The sequence below is a fragment of the Ruegeria sp. ABV4_181 genome (assembly GCF_056158465.1).
The window spans coordinates 1,983,458-2,010,075 of the sequence record NZ_JBSWTI010000002.1; the positions used below are offsets into that span (position 1 = coordinate 1,983,458).

A 26,618-nucleotide genomic window follows, 5' to 3' on the forward strand; every position below is an offset into this window, starting at 1 on the left:
TCATGAATAATTCAGTTGAAATCAAAAACCTCGACCTGGAGTTCGGCTCGGTCAAAGTTCTTCAGAACCTGAACCTGGAGATCGGAAAAGGCGAGTTTCTGGTTTTGCTCGGTTCGTCCGGTTGCGGTAAGTCAACGCTGCTGAATTGTATCGCAGGGCTGCTTGATGTGACGGCCGGGCAGATACACATCAATGGCACCAACGTTACCTGGGCCGAGCCGTCGGAACGTGGAATCGGAATGGTTTTTCAGTCCTACGCGCTGTACCCGCAGATGACGGTCGAAGGTAACCTTTCCTTTGGTCTGAAAAACGCCAAACTTCCGAAGGCCGAGATCGCACAACGTATCAAGCGGGCGTCCGAAGTTCTGCAGATCGAGCCGCTGTTGAAACGTAAGCCTGCGGCGTTGTCCGGCGGACAGCGACAGCGCGTGGCGATTGGGCGTGCCTTGGTGCGCGACGTGGACGTGTTTCTGTTTGATGAGCCGCTTTCAAATCTTGACGCCAAATTGCGGGCCGATCTCAGGGTCGAGATCAAGCGCCTGCACCAGAATCTGGAAAACACGATGATCTACGTGACGCATGACCAGATCGAGGCTATGACACTTGCCGACCGGATCGCAATCATGCGCGGCGGTCAGATCATGCAACTTGGCACACCCGACGAAATCTATGGGCGACCGATCAACAAATACGTAGCCGGTTTTATCGGTTCGCCATCCATGAATTTTCTCGAAGGCCGCGTTGACGGGCAGGTGTTCGAGATTGGTGATCTGTCCATTCCTATGACCGGATATACATACGCCGGCGACAGCCCAACAAATGGCGCCGCCACACTGGGCATTCGGCCGGAACATGTGGTGACGGGCGAGCTGGTCGGCAACGCTCCGTTCCAAACGGATGTGACCGTCGGGCTTATCGAGCCCACCGGCTCTGACACGCTGGTCGACTGTGAGCTGGCCGGGACGCCGTTTCGGGTGCGCATGGATGGTCAGGCCAAGGTGACCATCGGCGAAACGCTTCGAATTGGCCTCAATCCGGAACGGGCGTCACTCTTTGACAAGCAAACAGAGCTGCGGCTCTGAGATCCCCACCTGCGAAAGCCCAACACCAATCTCTGAGGAAAACAGCATGCCATCCATTTCCTACCAACTTTATTCATCGCGTGACTGGGACTCTGCCGAGACTTTTTCAATGCTCGCCGACCTTGGTATCAGCGAAGTTGAGGGGTTCGGACCCTATTTCGAGAACCCGTCTGAAACTGCGGCGATGCTCGAAGCGAACCAACTCAAGATGCCAACAGCGCATTTTTCTTTGGATTCGGTTGAAACCGATCCTGAGCGCGTGGTCGAGATCGCCAGAGCTTTGGGTATTCAGGTTGTTGTGGTTCCATTCCTGGCCCCGTCAGACCGGCCTGCGACGGCGGCAGGGTGGAAAGACTTTGGTGAGCGACTGGCAATTGCCGGCAAGCCGATAATCGCGGCAGGGTTGCAGTTTGCCTGGCATAATCACGAATTCGAACTGATCCCGGTCGAAGGTGTGATGCCCCTCGACCTGATTGCTGACGCATCCGATGACATCAAAATCGAGCTTGATCTTGCCTGGGTCGAGGTCGCAGAGCAGAACCCTGTCGATTGGTTGGAAAAGCTGTCCGGCAAAGTTGTTGCGGTTCACGTGAAAGATGTCGCCCCCAAGGGAGAAAATCTGGACGAAGACGGCTGGTCTGACGTTGGATTTGGCACCATGGACTGGGTCGCCATCAAACGGGCCATGGATGCTGCCGGGGTCGAAAGATACATCATCGAACATGACAAGCCGAGCGATCACAAACGCATGGCGTCCCGGTCGCTTGCCAGCATTCAGGCATTCTGAGAGGAGTTGCCATGAAAACCTTCGGTGTGGGAATTATCGGGTGCGGCAACATTTCTGCGTCATACCTGAAATTGGCCCCATTATTCAAATTCTTGGACGTCCGGGCAGTGGCCGATCTGGATATGGACGCTGCCGAGGCCCGCGCTCAGGAGTTTGGCGTAAGAGCCGAAAATATCGATGATCTGCTGGGCGCACAGGATATCGACGTGGTGGTCAACCTGACCGTGCCGGCCGCGCACTTTGAAGTGACCAAGCGGATCTTGGAGAATGGTAAACACGCCTATTCTGAGAAACCCTTTGTTCTGACGCTCGAACAGGGTGAGGAACTCCGCCAACTTTCGCAAAAAAACGGGCTTAGGGTCGGGTCGGCACCAGATACTTTCCTGGGTGGCGCACATCAGCTTGCCCGCGCGGCCCTGGATGAAGGGCAGGCGGGTCAGATCATAGGCGGCACATGCCACGTCATGTCCCACGGCATGGAGGCCTGGCACCCCAATCCCGACTTTTTCTTCCAGCCCGGCGGGGGCCCTGTTCTTGATCTCGGGCCATATTACCTGACCAACCTCGTGCAGCTGATAGGGCCAGTGAAATCCGTTACGGCAATGGCAACGACCGGTTTCCCGACACGCACTATTGGTAGTGGTCCGCGAAAGGGCGAAGCGGTCCGGGTTGATACGCCAACCAATATTCACGCGATCCTCGAATTTGTTGGCGGTGCGCTGGTGACGTTCGGGGCCAGTTGGGACGTATGGGGGCATCGGCATGCCAACATGGAGCTCTATGGCACCGAAGGATCCCTCTTTGTCCCTGATCCCAATTTCTTTGGCGGTGATGTTTTCCTATTGAAGGAAGATGGTGAAGCTACGTTAATCGCCGACCGCGGCCATCCGTTTTCAGTCCTAAATACACAGGACGGAGGTGGCGTAGACCAAGCCAACTACCGCTGCGCCGGGCTCGCGGATATGGTCTCTGCGATTTATCAGGATGTACCACACCGATGCAGCCTCGAACTGGCAACACATGTGGTTGAGGTTATGACGGCCATGTTGGAAGCAGCTGAAAAGCGCTGTTGGATCGATCTCAAAACGACGTGTGACCGGCCTGAAATACTGTCGCCGGAAAAGGCTGAAATTCTGATCAAGTAGACGGGAGCGGACCACTACAGAATTTCGTTTGGCAGTGTTTGTTAAATTGGGCATCGCAAGCAGTTAGCGATGAGCCAGGGCGCCCGGTTTACGACAGCGAGTTTCTTGGGGTGACTTCAGGCTAATTCTCTGCGGTCATTTGGTTTTGCAGCGCGATGCTCCTCTCAAAGTCCACGATGTATGTGTCTGCGTTGAACAGTTGGCTTGAGGCCTGGCTCCGGGCCCAATGTTAGCCAGGGAACCTTTCGTCGCTGCTCCAGAGCATCAAGTTCCGCCGCGTCCCAATGGCGGTTTAGATGGGAACCGAACGCCTTAATGCAGTCGTTGTCGTGTTGTGGCGTCGCCCCAGTATATCTGAATGAGGAATTGGAAAGTCCGCAAATACTGCAGGGTTTAAACCGGATTTTCTCAGGTTGGTTCCCTCCGTATGACGAAGACATTAACCTGAGATTGTGACTTTTCTAACAAATCTGCAGATACTGCGTCGGCACGATCATTAGCTGGGATGAAGCGCTCCAATGTCCGAATGCTTGGCGCTTTGATTGCCGCCGAGTTTGAAGCGAAGTCCTATGTCTGGCTAATAGGACATCGCATGTGGAAATTCAGTGCGCACAAAAATTGCTCGCAAACTGACCTAAATTATTACCATGAGTGCCGCAGTAATGATCTCTAGGATCGCAAACAACTGCTTTGCTGAAATACCAAGGCGGTAATTTCGGTACTGAAGTCAGCGGCAGCTTCATCTCGTAAAACAGGCGGCGATCGCGATCATTGCATCTGCATTGGAAATCAAAGTTTTTTCAGTGCGTTCCGGATGCCACCTTTTGAGGCGAGCATTGTCAAACAAGCGTAGATTAGAAGCTTAGGGATTGTGACGACCGCGCCTCGCAACCAGTTTGGCAATCTTTGAGTGTTAAAATCTGGTCTTCAATGTGAGTTGTTACAGCGGGACGCAGTCGAAAACCTTACCGGTAGGCGCGCGTTTCCAATAACACTATTCAAACTTCACACTAAGGGCCGCGTGGGTTGCAACGCTCTGGCAGCTTAGAATAAGCCCGTTTGCAATGTCATCATCTTCCAGTGCCATGTGGTTTTGCATGTGGACACTGCCCTCCGTCATCCGAGCGATGCAGGCACCGCAGACGCCGGATTGACAACTAAAGGGAGGGGTGAGCCCGGCTGATCGGGCGGCCTCAAGCAGGGTTTGGCCAGCGGCAACCGGAACAACCGTTGTTTCGCCATTCAAGTTGATGCGCGCGGTTGCGGCCATGCCGGACACGCTCTTGTCGCTGTTAACAAAGCCACCAAAGCTTTCCATATGAATACGGTCTTTGGGAACGTCCAGATTTTGCAGCGCAGCGCGGATATCTGAGTTCATGCTGCCAGGGCCGCAGATCCAGTATTGGGCGTCCTGGGCAACCGGCGGCGTTTCGGCAATTGCGGCCTTAATGGCATCTGCATCAAGCCGCCCCGTGCGCCAGGGGCTGAACCAACTGAGCAAGGCGGGGTGGGACAGAACATGCCGTAAAGTGAACCTCTGTGGGTTTTGCGTCTGTATCTTCTCCAAATCGTCCCGGAAAATGATGCTGTCCGCATTTGTATTGCCATATACCAGATGCGCCGTGGAGTGAGACTCGCTTGCCAGAACCGAGTTGATCATCGCAAACAACGGCGTGATGCCACTGCCTGCGCCAAAGAAATAATGGGTGCGGCGCGTCAGGGGCCCCGGGCGCAGCACAAACTGTCCGAACGGGGGCAGGACCTCAACAGCATCTCCCGGTGATAGCTTGTCACCTATGTGGTTCGAGACGATCCCGCCTTTCACGCGTTTCACCGTGATGCGCAACGTTGATCCGGGAGGGTTCGAAACGGTGTAGCTTCGCCTTTGTTCCTGCCCGTCAATCCAAAATCTGACGGTCAGATGTTGTCCGGCCGTCCATTGAAACGGTTTTGTCAGTGCCGGAGGGACGTCAAAAAAAACACTGGTGGCCGCGCCGCCGATTTCCCTGCGAATGTCGGATACAGTCAGCGAATGAAAGTCACGTAGCATTTGGGTTTCCCGTCACCGGTAATCGTATGTCGTGGTCAAAGAACGGATCACCGCGCGGCCAAGATAAGGTTCAAAGACAAAATCATCGGTCTGACGCATTTTGCCGACATATCCCTGCCAGTCATAATCGACGCGGGTAACGGCTGTGACGTGCTGCACTCCGTCCTCGATGCGCGCGGTAATCCGACGCGCGGATCGTGCGGTTTCAGTGTAGCCCTCCAACGCCTGCGTGAGTTCGGGGTCTTCGGCATCAGATGCGTCGGCGACCCGGTATGAGAAGACGTCATCCTCTTGCCCCATACCGTATTTTAGGATGACCTGATGCGTGGCTTCGGGGTGCCAGTTGTCCCATGTGGCCAGCAGGCTTTGGTCGTCCTGGGCCTGAAGGACGCGAACGGCTATGTCCTCGGGCGCGTCTGCCTGCGCCGTCAGCACCAGACCCGACGCGAGCGCAACACCGATCAGGCTGGCTTGTACTGGTTTCATGATCTGTCTCCGCATTGTTCAGTCATCCTGCATGAAATCCAGCACCGTCTTCTGGTGCTGCGTAATCGGGCTTTCGCCAATCCCGGCCGGGCCAATTTCAAGATAGGGGCTTTTCAGAGACTTCTGCTGCTGCTCGCAGGCGTAAATATCTTCTGCCGTGAAATCGCCAGAAGCCATCGGGTCGTCGGCGCCGGCAGCATCGTCGCCTTGGTATTTTGCACCGCCGAAGTCCTTCCAGAAGCCCCGGCTTTTCCATTGTTGTTTCTGAAACGCCCAGTCCGACACGTTGGCCAGCTTCGTGCGGTTTTCGACCCGCGTCAGATCAGGGGCCAGCGGAGTGACAATGAACAGGTTCCAGCTTTCCTCGCTGGCCCCGATGCCAATGCCGGGAAACAGCATCGGAACCCAAGCGCCTACATGCGGTTCAGGGATCGTACGCGGCATCGGCAGGTTGGCTTCATGGTCCTTCGCATAAGCCGCCGACGGGGGTTCCCAAAAGTGATAGTGTGGCCCCTTCCACCCGTACTCGGCCTTGGCATGGTCATACATGTGCAGGGTATTCGAATGCAGGTGGCTCAGGTGGTAGACGTCGATATAATTCTCGACGACGATCTTCCAGTTGGCCCTGATCTCATAGCTGTTCCGGCCTTCGGTATATTCGACCAGTTCCTCTGGCTTGTGAGGCCCGAGATACCGGTCAACCTCCCCGAACCATTCCGCCAAAGTCGGCGCGTCCGGGTCGGGGTGCACGAAAAACATGCCGCGCCAGACATCCACGCTCGCGCGCTTTAGACCAAGACAGGATTTGTCGACACCTTTGGGGAACTCGGCCGCTTCATCGGGAACCGAGATCAGGTTGCCTTCCAGATCGTACGTCCAGTCGTGATAAGGGCAGGTGAGCGCCTTTTGCGTCTTGCCGACCGCCCGGATCAGCTGCGTACCCCGGTGGCGGCAGATATTGTGAAAGGCGCGCAGACGGTGGTCGCGCCCCATGACAATGAAAAGGTTGTTCAGGCCCGCCTGAACCGACAGGTAATGTCCCGGCCCTTCGATATCTTCGGCCAAACCGGCGAAACGCCAGGTGCGCGAGAAGATCCGGCGTTGTTCCTGATCGAACCAGTCCTGCGCTGTATAAGCGTCAACCGGCAGATGGTGATACATGTTGGTCATAAGGGCACCTCAAACCAGAAGATGAGCGTATTGGGGAAACAGGCTGGCCATGATCATCATCAGACCCAGCGCCGCCCAGAGACCAACGATGGCCCAATACAAAACCGGGTCCTCTGCGCGGTTGATCTCAAAGACCAGAAAAGCCTGCCCGTTCATGACTGTCGGAATGATCCACCAGACAAAAAGTAGCCCCCAGACCCAGTAAAGACCCAGCGCTGTGGCGGCCAGCAGGACAGGCAGAGCGATGTAGTTCGCTGTTCTGGCGTGGCTCATGGTGTTGTCTCCAGGGTGGAGGCGAGCAAAGTGGCCGCCAGTTTCAATTCTGCGCGCCAAATTGCGGGTGGCTCCAGCGGGGACAGGGCGTCCATGCTGACAAAGATTGCCGATATTCCCTGCGTCACTGCGCGAATGCTGGTATCCGCCGCGTCAGGAGCGGCTCGCCTCAGGATTTCCTCGACCACGTCGAAGAATTCCGTGAGGCTGTCCATCAGGTCTTGCCGCAGATCCGGTCGATCTGGAACGGCTGTCACGAGCGACTGGTACGCCAGCATCAACCGCGGATCAGTCCCGCTTGCTTCGGCAAACAATTCGTCCACAAGATCGGACGGCGTTGCGCCGTCCGGCAGAGCCTGACGTAGCCCGTCCAGCGAACCTGCGAACCCCGCAACGACATAGTCGGCCAGCGCCGTGATCATCTCGTCCCTATTGCCCAGATAATGGCGCAAAAGCGGTCGCTTGACACCCGCCTCGTCGGCAATACGCGCCTGGGTTGCGCCCTCAAGCCCGAACCGCGCCACGCAGGTCAGGTAGGCTTCAAGGATTTCGTGGGATCTTTGGTCTTTCAGCGAGGGTCTTGGCATCTGCGCCTCTTAAATTGTCACCATTGACAAATAACGACCGATTATAATTTGTCAATAGTGACAATTTACTTTCGGGCTGCCCCTAATACCAGACCGCCCGCGATCAGCGGAGTCTTGCAAAGCAAAGACCAAATTACGCGCGGGGGGGGGTCAAGTGAGCGCCGTCTGCCACCAGCCTCCGCATCGCAACCGGATTCACGACCAGTGACTTCAGCATTTGTTCTGACCACCACAACGCGCCCGAGGTCAGAAGAAACGTCTCAGGCACGACGATCCATTCGCCAATCCAGACGCCGCCGGACCGCTCATGTTCGTGCAGGGTCAGCTCCCCAATCTGTTCAGCGCGTTGTCGTCCCAGACGGGCCACCGCTTCGCCGAATTCCGAGGCCCGTTGGTTTCGCTTGTGTGTCATTGCAGAGGATGCACCTTTGCCCGGCTCATGAACCTCGGTGAATTCACCGATGTCAGATGACGAGAGCTGATTGACGTTGTGGGCGATTTTGCAAAGCGTCCCGCACAAAGCGCCCAGAGCGGTGACGATGTCGGCCAACCCGTCACGCGCGTTTTGCCAATGTGGCTCGACCACGTTCAACCCCAGAGAGGCCGCGACCCCCTGTTTGACTTGCTGGCCAGTGCCGTTTTCATACCCGCGCAAATCACCCACAGGACCACCGATCTGAACATTCAGACCACGTTCCGCCGCTGCTTCCAACGCCTGAGACCGGCGTGCCAGCTCGGATCGCCAGACCTTGAACTTCGTCGCCAAATAGATTGGAACAGCGTGCTGACCGTTGGTGCGCCCCATGATCATCGTGTCCTGACAGGCAGTGATGTGATCGTCGATCAAAGCCTCAACCGTCGAAAGACTGGCCCGGGCGTGCTCAAGCCCAAATTTCATCTGCAGGACCATCGCGGTGTCCATGATGTCCTGCGTTGTCGCGCGGAAATGCACTTGGGTCGCGTAATCCGGCAGCAACCTGCGCAACTGCTGGACCAGCCCTACGATCGGGCGGCCGACAAGTATCATCTCGGCCTGCAACTCGGCCCGGTTCAGATCGCCGATTGAAACCGCCTGGATCGCCGCAGCGGCCTCAGTCGAAATCAGACCGACGCTTGCCTGATGTTCGGCGAGTACCTGTTCGATCTTTAGCCAGGCTGAAATCGTGGCATGTTCCGACCAAATGGCGCGCATGTCGGGGCTGGAAAAACAGTCCCGATAGATCCCATAGTCAAGCATCTTCCAGCTCTCCCTGTGCGATCTTGCGCTCTTTGAGGATTCCACGGACACGGAACGCCATGGCGGCCAAACCAACGATCAGGAAAGCCAGCGCGATTGGGCGCTCGACAAAGATCATCGCACCGCCCTCGGACATCAGCAGCGACTGGCGAAAGGTCTCTTCGGCGCCCTTGGCCAGCACGAACGAGATCACAAAGGCCGCGACGTTGAAGTCGAATTTCCGCATCAGCCAGCCGGCAAAGCCCGCAATCGTCATGACCGTCACGTCGAACATAGACCCACGGGCGGAATAGGCCGCAACAAACGCCGTCATAAAGATGAGCGGATACAGAACGTTGGTGGGGATTTTCAGGATCAGGCGAGCCACCTGCGTGGCACCGAAATAGCCGATCAGACCATAGGCCAGAATACCCAGCATGCCGCAGGCAAACAGCTTGTAGACCAGTTCCTTGTCCGTCAGAAACAGGGTCGGGCCAACCTGAATGCCATGGATCAGAAAGACACCCAGCAGGATTGCCCCGATGGTCGAACCCGGAATGCCCAGTGTCAGCAACGGCGCCATCGATGGGCCGGATACGGCGTTATTGGCCGCCTCGGGGGCTGCCACGCCTTCCAGCGCACCTTTGCCCCACATCTCGGGGTTCTTGGCGCGGCGTTTACCCTCACCATATGAGATGAACGCCGCGATGGCAGATCCCAGGCCGGGCAGAACACCAATTCCTGCTCCGATAAAGCCACTACGAAAAGCATGCGGCAGGCAGGGTTTGTATTCTTCCCAGGTCAGCGTGTTGCCGTCTTTGGTGCTTTCATTCTCTTCGGTCTCGCCCAAGGATTGGCGGCGCGTTTCCAACTGGGCAAAGACTTCGCCCAGAACGAATACACCGATCATCAGCGGCACAAGGCCAATGCCGTTAGACAGCTCGAACGACCCAAACGTATAGCGCTCTTCGCTTGAGATCGGATCAAGCCCGACCATGGCAATCAGGATGCCCATCAACGCCGATGCCAGACCCTTGACGATGGAATTGCCGATGACAGAGCCGATGACGACGAAGGCGGCAAAGTAGATTGCAAAGGTTTCGGGTGGACCCAGTTTCAGGGCGATGGCCGCGATGAAGCCGACGCCGATGACAAGCAGGATTTCCCCCATCAGGTCACCGATAATCGATGAGATCGTGGCGACTTTCATTGCCTTGCCCGCCTTTCCCGCCCGCGCAAGCGGGTAGCCGTCAATCTGTGTCGCAGCACTGGCCGCCGTTCCGGGCGTGTTGAACAAGATGGCCGCAATCGAGCCGCCATACCGGCCTGATTTGCCGATCACGTAGAGAAATGCGAGGGCAAAAATCGGCGACATATAAAAGGTGATTGGCAGCAGCATCGCAATTGCCGCCGAGGCCGTCAGCCCGGGTGTGGCACCCACGACCATGCCCACCACTGCGGCAAGGACGATGGCAAAAAGCAGTGTGGGGTCGGTGATTACCGAAAGTAGTGCGGGAAAAATTTCCATGATGTTTTACCCCTGAATCCAGCTGAGCAGGTCGAAAACCTCGCCATAGGGCGGGAACACACCAAGCAGGACAAAAAAGATGAGATGGAAAGCCAGCGGGCAGAGAACCACAGACAAGCCCAGCCCGACCCAACTGCGTACGCCGAAGAAGTAGAGGACGATCGGTGCAACAATAGCCGTGGGCAGCAGGTAACCGAACCAGCGGAAGGATTGTTGATAGATCACGGCGATGATGAACAGACCGATGATCTGCAGGGTTGCACCGCCATCTTGTTCCCGGCTCGGGTGCCCCGCTGTCTGGCGCGCGGCGCCCAAAAGCATCAGGCCCGACAGGAACAGCAAGGCAACCGATGCTGAGAATGGTACTATCCCGGCCCAGGTATCCCCCGGGGATGCAGCCGGCACTTGCCAGGCGCCCCAAATGGCAAAGATCGAGATTAAGGCAAGCACCAAACCCTCGGCATAAGCACGCATGATTTTCCTCCCGAATTCCAATGGTAAAGAAGGGCCGGAGGGGCTACTGCCATCCGGCCCTGAGAACTTTAGTTGGTCAGACTTTGAACCAAGGGAGTGGCGTCCTCTTTCATGGCGGACAGTGTCGCTTTGGCGTCTTTACCGCTCTGGTAGACCGGACCCGTTCCGCGCGAGGCGAGCAGTTCGGCGAACTCGGGCTTGGCAGCGATCTGCTCAAGTGCGGTTTGCATCGCGGCGACCACGTCTTCCGGTGTGCCTTTTGGCGCAAACACGATCACCGGTGAGGAGACAGCGGCGAACGGAATGCCCAACTCACCCAACGACGGGACGTCCTTCATGATGCTGTCACGGTCCTGACTGTTTACGGCCAGCGCGCGCAATTGTTCTTCGAAACCTGCAAGCTGCTGAACGCCGAGAAACCCGAAATCCGCCTGCTCACCGATCAGAGCGGCACGGGTCGGACCGCCCCCTTTGAACGGCACATCCTGCGCCTCGATCCCATTGCTGGCGAGAAAGCCCAGGCCGCCGACGTGGTGGAACCCGCCGCGCCCCGAATGCGCCCAACGCAATTCACCCGGGTTTGCCTTGGCCGCATCGATCACGTCCTGAACGGTTTCGAACGGGCTGTTGACCGGCACCATCAGCGAGGTTTGCAACTGACCCACCTGGGCCACGAAATCAAAGCTTTCCAAAGCGTCGATCTTCGTGTCGCGGGTCATGGTAGACAACAGGAACGACCCGCCGGAAGTCATCATCATCGTGTAGCCATCGGGACGGGCGCCGACAACGGCATTGGCACCGTTCAGCCCACCAGATCCGGGCTTGTTCACAACGACCACAGGCACATCCAAAACACCTTCGGCAGCGGCCGAAATGGCCCGGGCATAGGCATCGGTGCCTCCGCCAGCCTTGTAGGGAACAACGAGGTTGATCGGTCGTTTCGGCCAATCCGCGGCATAGCCCGCGGTGACGGATGCGGTGGCGGCAATAGCCGCGATTGCAGCACCAAGAAAAGTTCTGCGTATCATGTGTTTCCTCCCAATTTCACTTGGGACAAACTTACGCCAAGTCCTTTATTGTAAAAAATGCAAAGATGTTATCTACTCTTGCAAATATCGAAAGCATCGAAAATGAATATCAAAGCCCTGCGCGCGTTTCGGGCAACGTTGTCCGAAGGCTCGCTTGTCGCCGCATCCGAGATCCTTCACCTTAGCCAGCCCGCGATCAGCCGTCTGATTTCGGGGCTGGAAGCCGAGCTCAAACTGACGCTTTTCGATCGCAGCGGCCGAAACCTGACCCCGACCCCGGAAGGGCTGGCCTTTTACAAAGAGGCCGGACGGATCCTTGACAACCTTGATGAGGTTCCGCGCATTGCCGCCGACATCAAGGCGGGGCGCACTGAAACATTGCGCATCGTGACCATGCCAAGGATCGCGCAATCCCTGTCGGCCCCGGCTGTCGCGCGGTACATGAAAAACAATCCCGACACCAATATCAGCCTGGATGTGCGGGCCCGAAGAGAAGCAGGAAAATGGCTGGCCGGACGGGAATACGATATCGGGATTGGCGCGCTGCCGGTCGATCATCCAGGTATCATCACCAAACCTTTGTTGAGAGTGAGGGCTCAGGTCGTTCTACCAACAGATCACCAGCTTTCAAATCGAACAGAGCTGACAGCGTCCGATCTTGCCCAAGAAACAGTAATACGCTTGATGCGCGGGCTGCTACTGCGCGATCAATTAGATGACATTTTCAATTCGGAAGGTGTCATACCTCGGCAGACTTGCGAGGTTGCCGCATCACAGCTCGCCTGTTCCTTGGTCGCTGAGGGGGTGGGAATAACAATTGCGGATGAATTGGTTGCTGAACAAGTCGGGCGGGACAAACTTGCACTCGTGCCAGTGACGCCTGAACGCTGGATGACTTTTGGTCTGCTCTACCCAGTTTCGCAGTCCAAGTCCGATGCTTTGATCTGGTTTGAAAGAGCGCTGAGCGACGTTGCAACTGAAATGGCGAAACAAAGCCCGACGCTTGAACTTGCGCATTAAAAACCTTTGCTCGCACTCGCTGCAGCAGATATCCAAGTGACCTATAGCTACTTCAGGCCAAAATTTCTTGGTGAATAGGTGTTTGGCCTGTCAGCCGAGGTAGCGATATGCACTGATCGCGTAGCAGTGGATTTTAGGCGTATTGTCGCCGTCAAGCAGTGAAAATGAGTGCGAATACCAGGAGTACTAGGAAGCAGAAAGAGACGGATAAAAGGGTAGGCAAAGAAAACTACAAGAAGTCAAGGCTCCAGATCTCGGTCGATTTCAGGATTTGAGACCTTCGCTTTGGCAACAGCAACGCTCGACAGGATCGAAGTTGCACGCAAGATCAGCAAAGGCGAACTCACACCCTCGCTGTAACTTACCTAGGCAATTCGCTGACCTAGCTGGTAAAACACGGACCCCAAGTGGACAAAGCCCTCCCAGGGCGTATTGCGACCCGCACCGACATGCTGCAGCCCCAATTCGAATATCACCCGGATTTTACTTTACGGTTGCGCGGGCTCTTACGTGACAATGGTTTGTGCGGATGCTTCTCACTGCGGACTCTGGATACATTGAAAACTTGCGTCACTGAAATTCGCTAATTTCGCGCTTGATTGGATGAACGTTTTCCCCACGCCAATGAATTTGAATGGTCTCTCCATTTTTCATATGGAAGCCGAGGGCACATCGCCTCATACCTGACGTTTGGTAAACCCTTGCTGAAAACTCCTGAGCTTGGGCATGATTGATAAATGAACGCTGACGCGGCGTCACGGAATAATGCATAAACGAGGCAGACGGAAAGAGGATGAACACTCCCAGAAAACCCATCATGTTCCCAACCGAATACGCACCAGTAGGTCCGCTTCATCAGGATCTGGCGAATTTTCTTGCAGCCGGCGATATTTCGGCGACGGCGTATCATGAGGCGCTTGCTGGTATTGGCACGCCTCTGGTGGAACCCGGAGCGCTGACATTTCTCTGGTTCGGCGAGGCTGAGAGGGTGGAGATGGTGCGCTGGATACACGCCGGGGTCGATCGTCTGGCACTGTCGCGGGTAGGGGGCAGCGACCTTTGGCAATTGCGTGTTCAGGTACAGGATGGCGGACGGTTTGAATACAAGTTGAACATCGTGCGTTCAGATGGTGAGGTTTGGATTCTCGATCCTGGCAACCCGAACCGCGCGAGTGATCCATTTGGAGAAAACTCCGTTGCCATGACGCATGGCTATGCCCGGCCCGGATGGAGCATTGATCGCGGCGCACCCCGTGGGCGAGTTGAGGATCTGACTGTCCAGAGTGCGGTTTTCGGCCATTCCAGAACCGATAAGGTCTATCTTCCTTCCGCCTATGATGCCGGCGGGTCCTATCCCTTGATCATCGTGCATGACGGCGGCGATTACGACAACTTTGCCAACCTGACCATCATTCTCGACAACCTGATCGACCAAGGTGCCATACCGCCCCTTGTTGCGGTCATGATCCAGACGAATAACCGGATCGGGGAATACGCGCGCGGGCGGCGGCACGCCCGCTATGTCGTCAAAGAACTCCTGCCCGTCATCGAAGCCAGCTATGCGATATCGGGGAATTTCAAAGACCGTGTTCTGCTGGGGGCCAGTCTGGGCGCGGTGGCCTCGCTCAGCACGGCCTATCGCTATCCGGGCGTCTTTGGTGGCCTGGTTCTGAAGTCTGGCTCTTTTGTATTCGACCATCAAAAACTGCGGTCCCGGCCGCATCCGGTTTTTCTTCGTACCGCGCGACTGGTTGATATGCTAAAAAGAGCGCCAGGGCTTGTCGACACCAAGGCATATGTCTCGACCGGCGAGCTTGAAGGACTGGCATCGGACAACCGTGCATTGGCCGAGCTGCTCATGGATCGGGGGACAGATGTCTTGTTCCAGAGTTCCTGGGATGGTCACCATTGGCACAACTGGCGGGACCAGATGCGCGATGCGTTGCTCTGGGTTCTGAGGAGAGACGACACAAACTGACATGATCCGCGCCGCTGCGGTGCGCCTTTGATCGGAGGAGGGACGACCTATGGCAACCGGCACGAAACACATTGGCCTGTCTCTTGGCGCGGACATCTGCTGGCCCATTGCCTATGAAGCGCTATTTGAGGCGTTGACCAAAGATGGGATCAAGGTTGGCAAGAACAGCTACAGTTTCGCTGTCGAACGGGTCAGCATAGAACCCTTCAGCCTACACCAGCCGGTGAAATACGATGTGGTGATCGACCGTCTGACACACTGGTATTCAGTCAGCCGCGAATGGATCAAGAAAGCGGTCGTGGTGGACGATCTCTACGTCTACAACAACCCGTGGTCCATCCAGTCGAACGAAAAACATACCTCTTACGCGGCCATGCTGCGGCTGGGGTTGGCGGTGCCCGAGACCTGGATGCTGCCGCCCAAGGCTTATGATCCGTCTGAGGATCTGGAGCCGACGCTGCGCAAATACGCGCGTATGTTCGACCTTGACCAGATCGGTGACCAGATCGGTTACCCGTTCTTCATGAAGCCCTATCACGGCGGCGGTTGGAAGGGTGTCAGCAAGATCGACAATGCCGCCGATCTGCACCGTGCTTACGACGCCAGCGGCACCGAACTCATGAACCTGCAAAAGGCAGTGCTGCCGCATGATTTCTTCGTGCGCAACATCGGTCTCGGCCCGCAGGTGCGCCACGTGAACTACGATCCCGGTGCCCCACTGCATGACCGCTACCGGATGGACATCGATTTCCTCAGCGCCGAGGACCAGCAGACGCTCAGGGACATCACACTGACGATCAACGCGTTCTTCGGCTGGGATTTCAACTCGTGCGAGGCGTTGCGCCAGGGTACTACATGGCATCCGATTGATTTTGCCAATGCCTGCCCGGACAGCCAGGTGACGGCCGTGCATTACCACTGGCCCTGGCTGATCAAGGCCAACCTGCGCTGGTCGCTTTATTGCGCCGCGACCGACCGGGCGATGCACAAGAACATGGATTGGGCGCCGTTCCTCAAGATCGCCGACAGCGACCGCAGCCCCGCGGAAAAGCTGACCGAATATGCCGCCATCGCCAACAAGCGCTTCACCACCGAGAAATTCCGCCGCTTCTGCAAGAACCAGCTCAAGCATCTGGACGAGCTGGCCTATGACTTCTTCGGCTCTGACACCCTGCGCGACGCGATCCGGCAAAAGGTGACGGCGCTGTTCCCGGACCACGAGATCGACGAATTCACCGAGGAATTCTGGAACCGCATTCAGCTGTGGCGCGAACAGGAAGGTCAGCACGGTGACAAAGACGGTTTCTAGGTGGCGCTCGGACCGCCTGCACTGCGACATCAGCCTGGTGCGCTGGGGACATTTCGGCCAGCCCGTTCTGCTATTTCCCACGGCGGGCGGCGATGCCGAGGAAATTGAGCGGATGCATGTAATCAAAGTGCTGGAACCGTTGATCGCGGCCGGCCGTATCAAGGTCTATTCCTGCGATAGCGTCGCCGGTGCTGCGCTGGCTTCGGGTGCGGGTTCGGTCGAACACCGCTGCTGGATGCTGAACCAGTTTCATGAATATGTAGCAGCCGAAGTTGTGCCGGCGATCCGTTCCGATTGCCAGGTACCCGATATCGAAGTGGTTGCCGCCGGAGCCTCAATCGGAGCGTTCAACGCCGTGGCCGTGACCTGCCGGTATCCGCATCTGTTCAGGGCGGCGCTGGGTATGAGCGGCACTTACGATCTTGAGGGGCTCATGAAGTTTCAGGGCAACGAGGATCACTATTTCGCCTCACCGCTCAGTTTCCTGCCGAACCTCGATGGCCCCGCGCTGGACATCTTGCGCCGCCGATTTGTGGTGCTGCCCTTTGGACAGGGAAGATGGGAAAGCCCGGGCGAAAGCTGGCGGATGGCGGATGTTCTGGGTGCCAAGGGCGTGCCGAACCGCGTCGATCCCTGGGGCGCGGAATATGACCATGACTGGCCGACATGGCGCCGGATGCTGCCGCAATATCTGGACGACATGGTTCCCTGAGAAAGAGGCGTGGCATGAATATCATCTTCGTTGAACCGTCCTTCCCTGCCAATCAGCGGGAATTCGTGCGGGCCCTGCATGCCATTGGTGCCAATGTCTACGGCGTCGGGGAACGTCCCTTGGACTGGCTGGATGACGAGGTGAAACACTGGCTCACCCACTACCAGCAGATCGAGTTGGTCACCAACGAAGGCGCGCTGGAATGGGCGGTGCGCGACGCGCAATCCCGGGTCTGGATCGACCGGTTGGAGGCAACGATCGAAGCGCATCAACTGCCCACGGCCCATGTGCGCGAGCGGTGCCATATCCCCGGAGTTTCAGCCCGTACCACGTATCTGTGCCGCGACAAGGTGGCGATGAAGGAAGTATTGCGAAAGGCAGGGGTGCCCACGGCAGCCTCGGGTGGGGTAACCAGCCTGGATGAGGCGCATGACTTCGCGCGGCAGCATGGGTTTCCAATCATCCTGAAGCCGCGCGACGCCGCCGGTGCCGCCGGAACCTATCGGGTCGGCAATCTGAAAGAACTGCACCAGGCCGCGCGCCAATGCGGTCTTCTTGATGGGGCGGACGTTGCCATCGAGGAATTTGTCGTCGGACATGAAGGGTTTTATGACACTCTGACCGTCAATGGCGACATTCATTTTGATTTCATCAGCCATTATTATCCCAACGTGCTGGACGCGATGCGCACGCGCTGGATCTCGCCGCAGATCGTGGCGACCAACCGGATGGACGAACCTGCCTATGCCGAACTGCGTGAGATGGGGCGCAAGGTAAACGCAGCGCTCGGCATCACAACCGCACCTACGCATATGGAATGGCTTTTTGGTCCCAAGGGCCTGAAATTTTCCGAGATCGGTTGCCGTCCGCCAGGCGTTGGGCAATGGGACAGCTATTGTCATGGCAATGAGTTCGACATCTATCGCGAATGGGCGCTGGCGGTCTGCCATCGCAAAACCGACCGCCCCCCATCCCGACGCTATTCCTGTGGCATCATCGCGCTGCGACCTGACCGGGACGGGCATATTTCGGGATATAGCGGGACAGAGGAGATATTCGGCAAATACGGGTCACTGGTCGTCGGTCAGCATTTCCCTGAACCGGGCACACCGACGCAAGGCGTCGAGGCGGGCTACATGGCGAATGCCTGGATGCGGGTCAGACACCCGGATTACGACATCTTGCGGGGCATTCTTGACGAAATCGGTGAAAAGATTGGCGTTCACGCGGACTGAGCACAAATGTCGGACTGCGGGAATACGGTATTCTCAAGTAAATGATGTCGGAGCGGATAGTTTTCGAAGATGATCGCTTCTTGCCGTATGGCCAGATTTCATGGCTGGCGCTTCCACCCGTACCGACCTTGCTATTCGTTTTGGCAGGTTTTCACCCGTTGTGGTATCCTTCCGTTGGTTCGTGCTGTCGGCGAGAGGTGATAGAGTTCTTTCGACGCCTCTGTGATGACGCAGACCAAAGTTAGAGTGTTGAGCGATGCCGACCGCGGATGAGGCGGCAGGCAATAAACTTGTTTGTTGGTCCCTTTGCCGATTGCCAGCTATCACAGACCTTTAGCACCGAATTGCACCGGGATCGCAGTGATCGCACAAAGACCAACTGCCCTTTCCTGGGCGAACTCAATGGGAGGAAAGCTATGTCAGTTGCACGCGTAACCGAGATCATATCGTCGTCTTCGAAGTCATTTGATGATGCTGTCGAAACAGGGGTCGAGCGGGCCGCAAAGACGTTAAAGAATGTTACCGGTGCCTGGGTTCAGGACCACAAGGTTACTGTTAGCGACGGAAAGATATCTGAATACCGCGTGATCCTAAAAGTAACCTTTGTTCTTGAGGACTGAACCACATCCGGCGTTGGAATATCTGACAGTGCAATGCCCAATTCCGGGCCATGGTTCTCAGTAACCCAACGGTATCGACCGGCCTTGTTGCTTTACCCGCAAATGAGATAGGCGTAAGTTCCGTTTGGGTCGCGGATCAGCGCCATTTCTTGGTCTTCAGGTTCGCGAGTGCCGGGAATAACAACGTCGCCCTCCAAATTTCGCACACAATCCAGCGCAGCGGGCAAGTTTCCAACGCGAATGGAGGGAACCCACAACGGCCTTTGAAGGTCCACTGTTTCTGAATGATGCCAACCGATTTTGCGATCCGCTCGCATGATGGTGTGGTTTCCATCATCACGATGGTCCTCAGTCTGACTATGCCAATCGAATAATTCAAAATAGAATGCGGCCGGAAACCCGTGGCTTCCCGTTAGATACACCTCCGGTCCGAATTGTTTTGTTGGTACCGGAAATGCGTGTCTGGAAAGGCATATGCCGAAAAGGGCCCCGTTGGGATCGCGCAATAGGCAGTTGCGGCCGACGCCGGGAACCTCAAACGGAGGCTTCACAACCGTCCCGTGAAGCTTCGCACACTTATCTGCGACCCTATCTACATCTGCGACTTCGACATACGGAACCCAGCCGCTTATTTGCGCTTCACTGAGTTCCACGAAACCGGCACCTGCCTCATCAGCTAAAATGCCAAGAATGTAATCTCTCTCGCCTCCGCCCCAAGCAAAGTCCGTCGCGTGCTCAACCACATAACTCCAGGCCGCGATCCGTTCGTAGAAGCGTCGGGACCAACTTGCATCGGCTGTGAACAAGTCATGCCACACGATCCTACCCGTCTTGCTTGAATTCATTGCATTGCCTCTCAGGATGAAGGCAAGGTATCGGTTAGCGGCCGTTTTCTTCGTTGATTTGAGTCAATGCGGCCAGAACATCTTGAAACAACGCTTTGGGGCCGAAACAGCCGTTGAACACGGATGGAAAGAGCCGCGAACAGTCCACTGATCAGCATACGGACGACGTGGTTGAAGAGGCGCCAAACAGCCCCTCTTTTGCAGAAAACTTATAAATCAGCGTGTTATGCTGGCTCCCAAAGTTCGATAGGATTGCCTTCAGGGTCATTCAGCCATGCGAACCTGCCATTGGGATAGGGAGAGTCCGGGTCAGGCCGTACTTCGATGTTCGCGGCCTCCAATTGCGCGACGATCTTGTCGAGGTCACGGACACGGAAATTCAACATGAACGTTTTCTCACTGTTCCCGAAATACTCGGTAATTTTCTCGAATGGTGCGAAGACTGTCTCGCCGGCTTCCTGCTTCCAACAAGGAGTTTCGTAGTCGCCGGGAACCGGGTTTATCCCGAGATGTTTGAAATACCAATCAGCCAGAGCAGACGGGTTCTCTGCCCTGAAAAAGAAACCGCCAAAGCCAAGCACTTTTTCCATTTTGAGTCCTCGCAGAATTTATCGCCAGATCACAAAACCCATTGGAACTGATGGGTCTGGATCTGTCCACTTTTAGGTCACTGAATCGGGTTGCCATCCGGGTCGAGAGAAGCTGGGTAGAAGTCATCCGGCACGAACGTTGCATCGAAATAGGCCACGAGACAGCGCCGTACCGGAGAACCCGTTTCGGTGCGATGTTCACACCAGAACATCGGAAGAAACGGGCCCAGTAGTTGCGGGCATTCTTGACAAGCCACCCATTGCAACCAAATCTGTTTCAGAGGCTGATCTAGGCAAGCAAATGCACTGCGTCGCCCTGTTCATGGTCGTGAACCTGATTGTCCCGCGTGATATCCTGATCGAAACGGATCCGGAATTCGTAGCGCTTGAAACCTATGATCTCTCAAGTTCACCGTGGCAGTTCAGGTCTTTTTCAACCGTCACCGTTCAGGAGGGTATTGATATGGAAGTCGTGTCCGCACTCGCCGTTTTGTCCGCTGAACAGGATGCGTCCACTTCCCGAGCCGGTGAAGAACTGCGGGCGCTGGGGTTCGAAGTCTACCCCGGCGGGCCGCTGGCGCTGACACTCAACGCAAATCAGGACAGGTTTGAAGAGGTGTTTGGCGTTCATCTGGAGGTCACCCAGGATGGGCAGGTTGTCAACGTCGGGCCCGCAGCCGTTGTCCCACCGGACCTCGCCCCCTACATAGATCGAATTGAGTTTCCGACGCGGCATGAAACCTTCCCCTGATGCCAGCCGCCTAGGGCGATAGCGTCGTTGAGGAAAGCCCCGAAGGGCTTTCCAGTGCACAGGTCGGGCTCAAAGTAGAACGACACAGTTGCTGTTTGCCGAATTGTTGGAACTGTCCAGTTCCACCACACCATCCGCAGGCACCGCGTTCACCGTGATCCGGAATTCGCAGCTTTCGGGATTGTAACAACGTCCCGGTATCGGAACCGAGATTTGCGTTTCCGACCCTGGCTGGCCAGCAGGTGCGAGCGGTGGGGTGGGCACGTCCACGGCCCCGCCAACGTTCGAGAATTCGACGCGCGTTGTCGTCGCCCCGGCTGCACCCGGCCCGAGGTTTCGGACAATGATGGCCAGTTGCTGCGGCGTTTCGCAGAAGTTGGACGGGAAGAAGGGTGGCCCGGGCGGAAACGGCGGCACCGGAACCAGATCGGGCAGCTTCTTGCCCGGATCTTCACCCGGAGGCGTCTCAGGCGGCCGCTCTGGCGGTTTCTTCTTCTTGCGCGTTATCCGGGACGGCTCGATCGTGTCGATATGCAGCGTTTCCACCTGCTCGTCCGCACCGGCAGCGGTGTAGACAGCAACCACGTCCAGCGGCGCGCGGGATTGCAGCGTCACGAAACCCTTCAGGAAGCAGCATTCGGGAAGGCCGACCGCCTCCATCACATCCGCGCAGTCGATTTCCAGCGCTTCGTTCGGCCCAAGGCGCAGAACGGATGTCTTACTGACATGGCCGGGTTTTTCGTTCGGCAAGGCAACTGAGACCCGTTTGCGGAACCGAATAGCCTCGTTGCCAGGGTTCATGATGTTAATTGCCGTGAAGTACCGCCCGGTGGCGACCACACCTTGCTTGGCGCAGCCGCAGACGAACTTGACCTTGTAGTCAAGGCGTTCCAGCACTTCCTCTTCTTTGTCTTCCTTGTCCTTGCAGCCGCACTTGTCATCGCAGCGCGCCATGGTTGCGACAATAGCTGCCGTCGCATCGATCAAGCCGCCGCCGGTGGCCAGGTCCGGGCCTACCGTTGCGTTATGCGGGCCAGGCGGTTGATTGGCAGCTGGGTTGGTCGCGCCCTGTGTTACGTCCCGCCCTGTACTTGCAAGGATGCTTTTAACCTCGCTTGGTTTCAGGTCAGGGCAGCATTCCAGCATCATTGCCGCGATACCCGCAGCCTGCGGACATGAGGCCGACGTGCCGCTGATGCAGGCCCAGCCATCGTTGTTGCCTGTTTCGTCGCCATTCGGGAACGCTCCGCCTGCAAGACCCTGGTCGATGGAACTTCCGGGTTGTAGCGGCAACATGATGTAAATTCCGCGGGGCTGCATTCCGACCAGTCCGCACACGTCCGGCACTTGCCGGCCCGGGAAAATCGGCGTCGTGAAGCTGCTGGCGTAATCCGACGCTTCAAGTGTGCCATCGGGATGCGCGAAAACGCCGCCGACGGCGATGACGTCCTCGTGCATCGCGGGCCAGCCGATATGCCCGTTGCCCGCCGAGAAGCAGACGATGATGCCGCGCGACACCGCCTCGGCGATTGCGGCCGCAAGCGGCAGTTCGTCGGCAGGCAGGCCGTTGAAGGGCGGCGTAGGCAGGCTGCGCCCCCAACTGTTCGTAATGATATTCGGATGCAAATCCACGGCGGTCGCAAAGGCGGCCGTCGCGTTTCCCAGATTGGTTTTCACCGGCATGAACCGCGCATTCGGAGCCCCAGCACAGGCGTTCGCAAGTTCTGATGTGCCGTGCCCGTTCAGATCATCCAACGGGTTCGTTCCCAGGCTGTCAGGCGACAGAACCGCCTGATCCACCTGATATCCGCGCGCTATGTAAAACGGGTGGCGGAAGAAACCGGTATCCACCATGGCCACACGGACACCTTTGCCGCTGAAGCCCAGATTGTGGGCCTTGTCCGTATTGAGGAACAGGTTCACATCCGCCGGGACATCCAGATGATGATAGCCGACGCTGGGGGGCAGGGGGGATTGCATGAACTCATGCGGTGTCGGCAGCACCGCCGCTTCGACGACGTCACTCAAATCTCCGCCGGCGCGCAGAATCTTCTCTTCTGCTTTGCCGGCGACGAAGAAAGACGGGGTTGTCACATCAAGCCCGTCAAACCTGTCAAAAACGTTGACGTCCCGGGCGGCCAGTTTGACATCGAACACACTTGCGACACGGTCCGGGCGAGCCTGAACCGTGATCGATGTATTGCCGACCCGCGTGACGTCGAGGTCGGCGTTTTGAAGGCGGCGACAGGCCTCGTCGATGGCGGCGCGGTCCGCGAAATACTGGCGGACGTTTGTCGCCGTAATCTTCTTCGCATCAAGAAGCGATGGTTTGTTGGCTGATTTTGGAATGACCTCAAAGCTTATTGTGTCATAGTCGCTTACAGGTCGGGATTTGGGTTTGGAACTTTTCGCCATAATATACTCCGAAGAATAAATGCTGGCGAGGGGCGGGACTGAAACAATTATTTGTTCCGAAGCAATTACAGCCCGTCAATGAACGCTACGCGTCTATAATCTCACCAGCGCAAGATAAATACTTGATAAAATTAAAAATTACCAAAAAAAGCGGGCGCAGACGCACCCGATTTCCGGTCCGTATTTCCGCACCTTAATAAAAATTACTTCGGGATTTTATGAGGCGAAATACTACCATGAGTTGCCCGAGTTTTCAAGGCAGCCGGGCGTCGCAATTTCTGGAAAACTGGTATGGCCCGATGTTGTTTCCGCCCAATGGTTTAACGTCTATAGTGGCGGTTTCCCAAAATTCAGGACGAGCTTTTGTCCCGGCTAGTAGCGCAATATACCATGGGGCCTGATCTGCACTCAAAGTCGCCAAGAAGTTACGTATTTCCATCGGGAGGCGAACTTTCAGAATTTGTTGACACGCAGCAGAGCCACTCGCAGACTGCCGGTATTTCAGGAACTTCGTGGAACTCTAAGTGTTTACACACTGGTTAACCGCGACACATTGAGCATTCTAGAGACGTTGAAATAGCCTTGCAGCGTTGAGATGTCGTTCTGGAGCGTGGCCGTTGGCTTCGGAATGACAAAGAGTATCTGCTATTGCTTAGTGAAACTGGCGATCCAAAGGATTCGCCGGAGAACGCCCGGATTAGGACCGGCGAAGGCTCGATTCCCTAAAAAATGGTTAACTTGAGATTGATGTTTATTGCCACGCACCACCTTCAAAGCTGACCATCCGGCACAGCGAACCTGACAGCTGTCTGACCTTTCCAGAGGCGCTTGGATGGCATGACCAGCATCGTGTTGTCGGCTGGCGTAAGGACCGGGCGATCGCCATCATGACCAACCAATGTTCCGGCCTTTTCCAAGACTTCGCCGCCAGTAAACGGCTTTTCGAAAGAGAACCCATCGCTCTCGATTGTCACGGCTTCGACAACGGTAAAGAGCTTCTGAGGAGCAGGCTCCTGAAAGCGCTCAAGGTGGTCCGGCGAAATTACTCCGGTCGCTGCAAGAAACCGAGCCGTCGCTTCGATCGCAAGTTCGCCCGAAGCGGCTTCCCAGTGTTGTCCGCACTCGATCAGTACCGCCGACTTATCAGACTGCACATCGTCAAAGGCGCCATAATCGCGCATTCGTCGGCCCGCCGCGTGTCCGGCGTCGCCGACGACAAATTCGGGTACCCCAACCCGCACGGCCAGGTCCTTTCCTTTGACGTGCCGGCCTGACATCATCAGGGGCGGGGCGAGGTGTTGCATGCTGTGGATATCCAGCAGGTAGTCTATGTCGGAGAGTGCAGGCCGAACCGCGCGGGCGCGCTCAAGCTCTGTACTCATCCTGTCCCCTTCGAGAACGTCTTTGTCCCACACACGATTGAGGTCCTCATCGATCCAGCGGCTTCTGTTCGGGTCCTCAGGGCGGAAGGCGCGGTAGGCTTCCACGTTCATGAACGCAAGCGTTATCGACCCGGCCATAGGTTTTATGTCGTTCTGAAAGAGCCAGTCCAGAGCTATCGCGCCGCAGGGTTCGTTGCCGTGCACCAGCGCGCTGACCATCACATTGGGTCCGGGGCGGCCACTCTCAAACCGCCAGACAAAGGGAATGCCTGTGTTGCCTTTGGCATAAGGCTCGATGTCGAGCGTCGAAAGCTCAACCGGGTAGTCATTCGGAATGTTGATCTGGCGCATGTCTTCGTGTTTCCTCAATCGAAGTCTGGACTGGTAAAGGCGATATCATGACAACGCCCAGGGTCGCCCTTCTTGGCGCAATTCTCGAATCCAATCGCTTCGCCCCACCTGCTGAGCTGGAGGATTTTACATCCCTGACCTGGCTGACGGGCGAAGCCCTGATGGCAGAGGCCAGATCGAAAACGCCAAAACTGGCGACCGAGTTCGCGGCTTTTGTTCGTGCGATGGACGCAACAGGCGACTGGACGCCTGTGCCCTGCATGCTGGCGGCCAGTCATCCGGCAGGTCCGGTTCGGGAAACGGTCATAGAAGAGGTTATCCGCACATCGGAAGAGATGTTGCGGGCAGCTGAGCCAGTGGACGCGGTCTTTGTTTGCAACCACGGCGCAATGGTTGCCGCGCACGACCCCGACCCGGACGGATTGCTGATGTCGCGAATCCGCGACGTCGTCGGGCCGGACGCACTGATCGTCTCGTCGCTTGATCTGCATGCAAACATCTCTCAGCGCATGGTCGACGCGTGTGACCTGATCGTGGGATACCGGACGAACCCGCATGTCGACCAGGTCGAACGCGGCGAGGAGGCCGCGTTTTCGATCCGGCGCGTCCTGGCTTCCGGTGTTCGTCCCAAGGTGGCGCATGTGAAACTTCCGCTTGTTCCGGCCTCTGTAACGCTGTTGAGCGCAGAGCATCCTTACGGAACGCTGATCGACCACGGCCAGCGCAGGCAGGCCGAGAATGGCGGACAGATCCTCAATGTGTCGATCTTCGGGAATTTTCTTTTCTCTGATACGCCTGACAATGGGCTGAGTGTCGTTGTGACCGCGCGGGAAGATGGCCGGATAGCCCGGGAACTGGCGGCAGAACTGGCCCAGATGGCCTGGTCGATGCGAAATGATTTCGTCCGGCAACTGACCTCCGTCGAAGAGGCCGTGACGATAGCGTCCGGGGATGACCGCGATGCGGTGATCTTTTCGGACGCCGGAGACAACCCGGGCGGCGGCGGAAGCGGCCGAACGACCGAACTCCTCGCGGCTTTGCACGAAGCCGGTGTTGAAGATTGCATTGTCGGTTCCTTCTGTGACCCTGAGCTTGCAAAGGACGCGCATTCCATCGGGGTCGGGGGTGTGTTCACAGCGCGCTTCAATCGGTCGCGCGATCCGGAAAGGCCCGGGGCGCAGTGGGATCGGCCGCTGGACGTCGAGGCAGAAGTCATAGCACTTCATGACGGTGATGTTGTCGGAGAGCGAGGGATGACCGCCGGGCGAAGACTGGCTCTGGGGCCATCTGCGGCTTTGCGGATCGGCGGTACTACGGTGGTCGTGATCACGGATCGGACGCAAACCGCTGATCCGGTCTTTTTTCATATGTTCGGATTGGACGTCGAAGCCGCCCGAACGGTGGTGGTCAAATCCCGGGGTCACTTTCGGGCGGGCTTCTCGCACTGGTTTTCTCCGGCCCAGGTCTTTGAGGTCGATACGGCTGGTCTGACGAGCCCTGTGCATGATCGATGGCCCTTCGCATATTTGCCGAGACCGAACTATCCGATGGATGAGGATACAGTCTGGCCCGGGAAGATTTAGC

The 26,618-nt window shown here is 56.9% G+C and carries 25 protein-coding genes; 11 read left to right on the forward strand and 14 right to left on the reverse strand.

Features of this window, described 5'->3' with window-relative positions; genetic code table 11:
* The first annotated feature begins 2 nt into the window (after positions 1-2).
* The 3 genes from ACXAC3_RS09850 to ACXAC3_RS09860 are packed head-to-tail and all read left to right on the forward strand — an operon-like array spanning position 3 to position 3,014.
* On the forward strand, positions 3-1,082 hold the full coding sequence (locus tag ACXAC3_RS09850; protein WP_475159306.1) for an ABC transporter ATP-binding protein: 1,080 nt from the start codon (positions 3-5) through the stop codon (positions 1,080-1,082).
* A gap of 46 nt (positions 1,083-1,128) precedes the next feature.
* A complete protein-coding gene (locus ACXAC3_RS09855) occupies positions 1,129-1,869 on the forward strand; it encodes a sugar phosphate isomerase/epimerase family protein (protein WP_475159307.1) in 741 nt (246 codons plus the stop codon).
* An 11-nt stretch (positions 1,870-1,880) separates the two neighbouring features.
* Positions 1,881-3,014 (forward strand): Gfo/Idh/MocA family protein, encoded by a 1,134-nt coding sequence (locus ACXAC3_RS09860; RefSeq protein WP_475159309.1) that lies wholly within the window; start codon positions 1,881-1,883, stop codon positions 3,012-3,014.
* 994 nt (positions 3,015-4,008) lie between these two features.
* Here ACXAC3_RS09860 and ACXAC3_RS09865 read toward each other — a convergent pair.
* From ACXAC3_RS09865 to ACXAC3_RS09905, 9 genes are all read right to left on the reverse strand, one after another.
* Positions 4,009-5,064, reverse strand: a complete 1,056-nt coding sequence (locus tag ACXAC3_RS09865; protein WP_475159310.1) for a 2Fe-2S iron-sulfur cluster-binding protein — start codon at positions 5,062-5,064, stop codon at positions 4,009-4,011.
* 12 nt (positions 5,065-5,076) lie between these two features.
* Positions 5,077-5,550, reverse strand: coding sequence for a hypothetical protein (locus tag ACXAC3_RS09870; RefSeq protein WP_475159312.1), 474 nt, complete (start codon positions 5,548-5,550; stop codon positions 5,077-5,079).
* An 18-nt stretch (positions 5,551-5,568) separates the two neighbouring features.
* The gene (locus tag ACXAC3_RS09875; RefSeq protein WP_475159314.1) at positions 5,569-6,720 is read right to left on the reverse strand and encodes an aromatic ring-hydroxylating oxygenase subunit alpha; all 1,152 of its coding nucleotides are present in this window, start codon (positions 6,718-6,720) and stop codon (positions 5,569-5,571) included.
* Between the two features lie 9 nt (positions 6,721-6,729).
* Positions 6,730-6,993: a hypothetical protein gene (locus tag ACXAC3_RS09880; RefSeq protein ID WP_475159316.1), complete on the reverse strand. Its 264-nt coding sequence runs from the start codon at positions 6,991-6,993 to the stop codon at positions 6,730-6,732.
* Positions 6,990-7,580, reverse strand: a complete 591-nt coding sequence (locus ACXAC3_RS09885; RefSeq protein WP_475159317.1) for a TetR/AcrR family transcriptional regulator — start codon at positions 7,578-7,580, stop codon at positions 6,990-6,992. Before ACXAC3_RS09885 ends, ACXAC3_RS09880 begins: the two co-directional genes overlap by 4 nt.
* Before the next feature lie 133 nt (positions 7,581-7,713).
* Positions 7,714-8,817 (reverse strand): lyase family protein, encoded by a 1,104-nt coding sequence (locus tag ACXAC3_RS09890; RefSeq protein ID WP_475159319.1) that lies wholly within the window; start codon positions 8,815-8,817, stop codon positions 7,714-7,716.
* Complete coding sequence (locus ACXAC3_RS09895) at positions 8,810-10,324, reverse strand: tripartite tricarboxylate transporter permease (protein ID WP_475159320.1); 1,515 nt, start codon at positions 10,322-10,324, stop codon at positions 8,810-8,812. Before ACXAC3_RS09895 ends, ACXAC3_RS09890 begins: the two co-directional genes overlap by 8 nt.
* Positions 10,325-10,330: 6 nt before the next feature.
* Positions 10,331-10,798, reverse strand: coding sequence for a tripartite tricarboxylate transporter TctB family protein (locus ACXAC3_RS09900; RefSeq protein ID WP_475159321.1), 468 nt, complete (start codon positions 10,796-10,798; stop codon positions 10,331-10,333).
* 68 nt (positions 10,799-10,866) lie between these two features.
* Positions 10,867-11,826, reverse strand: coding sequence for a tripartite tricarboxylate transporter substrate binding protein (locus ACXAC3_RS09905; RefSeq protein ID WP_475159322.1), 960 nt, complete (start codon positions 11,824-11,826; stop codon positions 10,867-10,869).
* 102 nt (positions 11,827-11,928) lie between these two features.
* Between ACXAC3_RS09905 and ACXAC3_RS09910 the strand changes: the two genes are divergently transcribed.
* On the forward strand, positions 11,929-12,846 hold the full coding sequence (locus ACXAC3_RS09910) for a LysR family transcriptional regulator (RefSeq protein WP_475159324.1): 918 nt from the start codon (positions 11,929-11,931) through the stop codon (positions 12,844-12,846).
* A 570-nt stretch (positions 12,847-13,416) separates the two neighbouring features.
* On the opposite strand, the gene ACXAC3_RS09915 is transcribed toward ACXAC3_RS09910, so the two are convergent.
* Positions 13,417-13,665 (reverse strand): hypothetical protein, encoded by a 249-nt coding sequence (locus tag ACXAC3_RS09915; protein WP_475159325.1) that lies wholly within the window; start codon positions 13,663-13,665, stop codon positions 13,417-13,419.
* On the opposite strand from ACXAC3_RS09915, the gene ACXAC3_RS09920 reads away from it, so the two are divergent.
* From ACXAC3_RS09920 to ACXAC3_RS09940, 5 genes are all read left to right on the forward strand, one after another.
* Positions 13,664-14,824, forward strand: coding sequence for an alpha/beta hydrolase (locus ACXAC3_RS09920; protein ID WP_475159327.1), 1,161 nt, complete (start codon positions 13,664-13,666; stop codon positions 14,822-14,824). The genes ACXAC3_RS09915 and ACXAC3_RS09920 overlap by 2 nt on opposite strands.
* Before the next feature lie 49 nt (positions 14,825-14,873).
* Positions 14,874-16,133, forward strand: coding sequence for an ATP-grasp domain-containing protein (locus tag ACXAC3_RS09925; RefSeq protein ID WP_475159329.1), 1,260 nt, complete (start codon positions 14,874-14,876; stop codon positions 16,131-16,133).
* Positions 16,114-16,845: an esterase family protein gene (locus ACXAC3_RS09930; protein WP_475159332.1), complete on the forward strand. Its 732-nt coding sequence runs from the start codon at positions 16,114-16,116 to the stop codon at positions 16,843-16,845. Before ACXAC3_RS09925 ends, ACXAC3_RS09930 begins: the two co-directional genes overlap by 20 nt.
* A 14-nt stretch (positions 16,846-16,859) precedes the next feature.
* The gene (locus ACXAC3_RS09935) at positions 16,860-18,080 is read left to right on the forward strand and encodes an ATP-grasp domain-containing protein (RefSeq protein WP_475159335.1); all 1,221 of its coding nucleotides are present in this window, start codon (positions 16,860-16,862) and stop codon (positions 18,078-18,080) included.
* A 416-nt stretch (positions 18,081-18,496) separates the two neighbouring features.
* The gene (locus tag ACXAC3_RS09940; RefSeq protein ID WP_475159336.1) at positions 18,497-18,700 is read left to right on the forward strand and encodes a dodecin family protein; all 204 of its coding nucleotides are present in this window, start codon (positions 18,497-18,499) and stop codon (positions 18,698-18,700) included.
* A 92-nt stretch (positions 18,701-18,792) separates the two neighbouring features.
* Here the strand turns inward: ACXAC3_RS09940 and ACXAC3_RS09945 are convergent, their stop codons facing one another.
* Both ACXAC3_RS09945 and ACXAC3_RS09950 read right to left on the reverse strand, forming a co-directional pair.
* Positions 18,793-19,545 carry a VOC family protein gene (locus tag ACXAC3_RS09945; protein WP_475159338.1) on the reverse strand — a complete coding sequence of 251 codons (753 nt, stop codon included), beginning with the start codon at positions 19,543-19,545 and terminating at the stop codon, positions 18,793-18,795.
* A gap of 224 nt (positions 19,546-19,769) precedes the next feature.
* The gene (locus ACXAC3_RS09950) at positions 19,770-20,135 is read right to left on the reverse strand and encodes a VOC family protein (RefSeq protein ID WP_475159340.1); all 366 of its coding nucleotides are present in this window, start codon (positions 20,133-20,135) and stop codon (positions 19,770-19,772) included.
* A gap of 301 nt (positions 20,136-20,436) precedes the next feature.
* Between ACXAC3_RS09950 and ACXAC3_RS09955 the strand changes: the two genes are divergently transcribed.
* A complete protein-coding gene (locus tag ACXAC3_RS09955; protein WP_475159342.1) occupies positions 20,437-20,886 on the forward strand; it encodes a hypothetical protein in 450 nt (149 codons plus the stop codon).
* A gap of 69 nt (positions 20,887-20,955) precedes the next feature.
* On the opposite strand, the gene ACXAC3_RS09960 is transcribed toward ACXAC3_RS09955, so the two are convergent.
* A complete protein-coding gene (locus tag ACXAC3_RS09960) occupies positions 20,956-23,301 on the reverse strand; it encodes a S8 family serine peptidase (protein WP_475159344.1) in 2,346 nt (781 codons plus the stop codon).
* 770 nt (positions 23,302-24,071) lie between these two features.
* Positions 24,072-25,034: a M14 family metallopeptidase gene (locus ACXAC3_RS09965; protein WP_475159346.1), complete on the reverse strand. Its 963-nt coding sequence runs from the start codon at positions 25,032-25,034 to the stop codon at positions 24,072-24,074.
* A 47-nt stretch (positions 25,035-25,081) separates the two neighbouring features.
* On the opposite strand from ACXAC3_RS09965, the gene ACXAC3_RS09970 reads away from it, so the two are divergent.
* Entirely contained in the window at positions 25,082-26,617 is a 1,536-nt protein-coding gene (locus ACXAC3_RS09970) for a M81 family metallopeptidase (RefSeq protein WP_475159348.1), read from the forward strand.
* Position 26,618 lies beyond the last annotated feature (1 nt).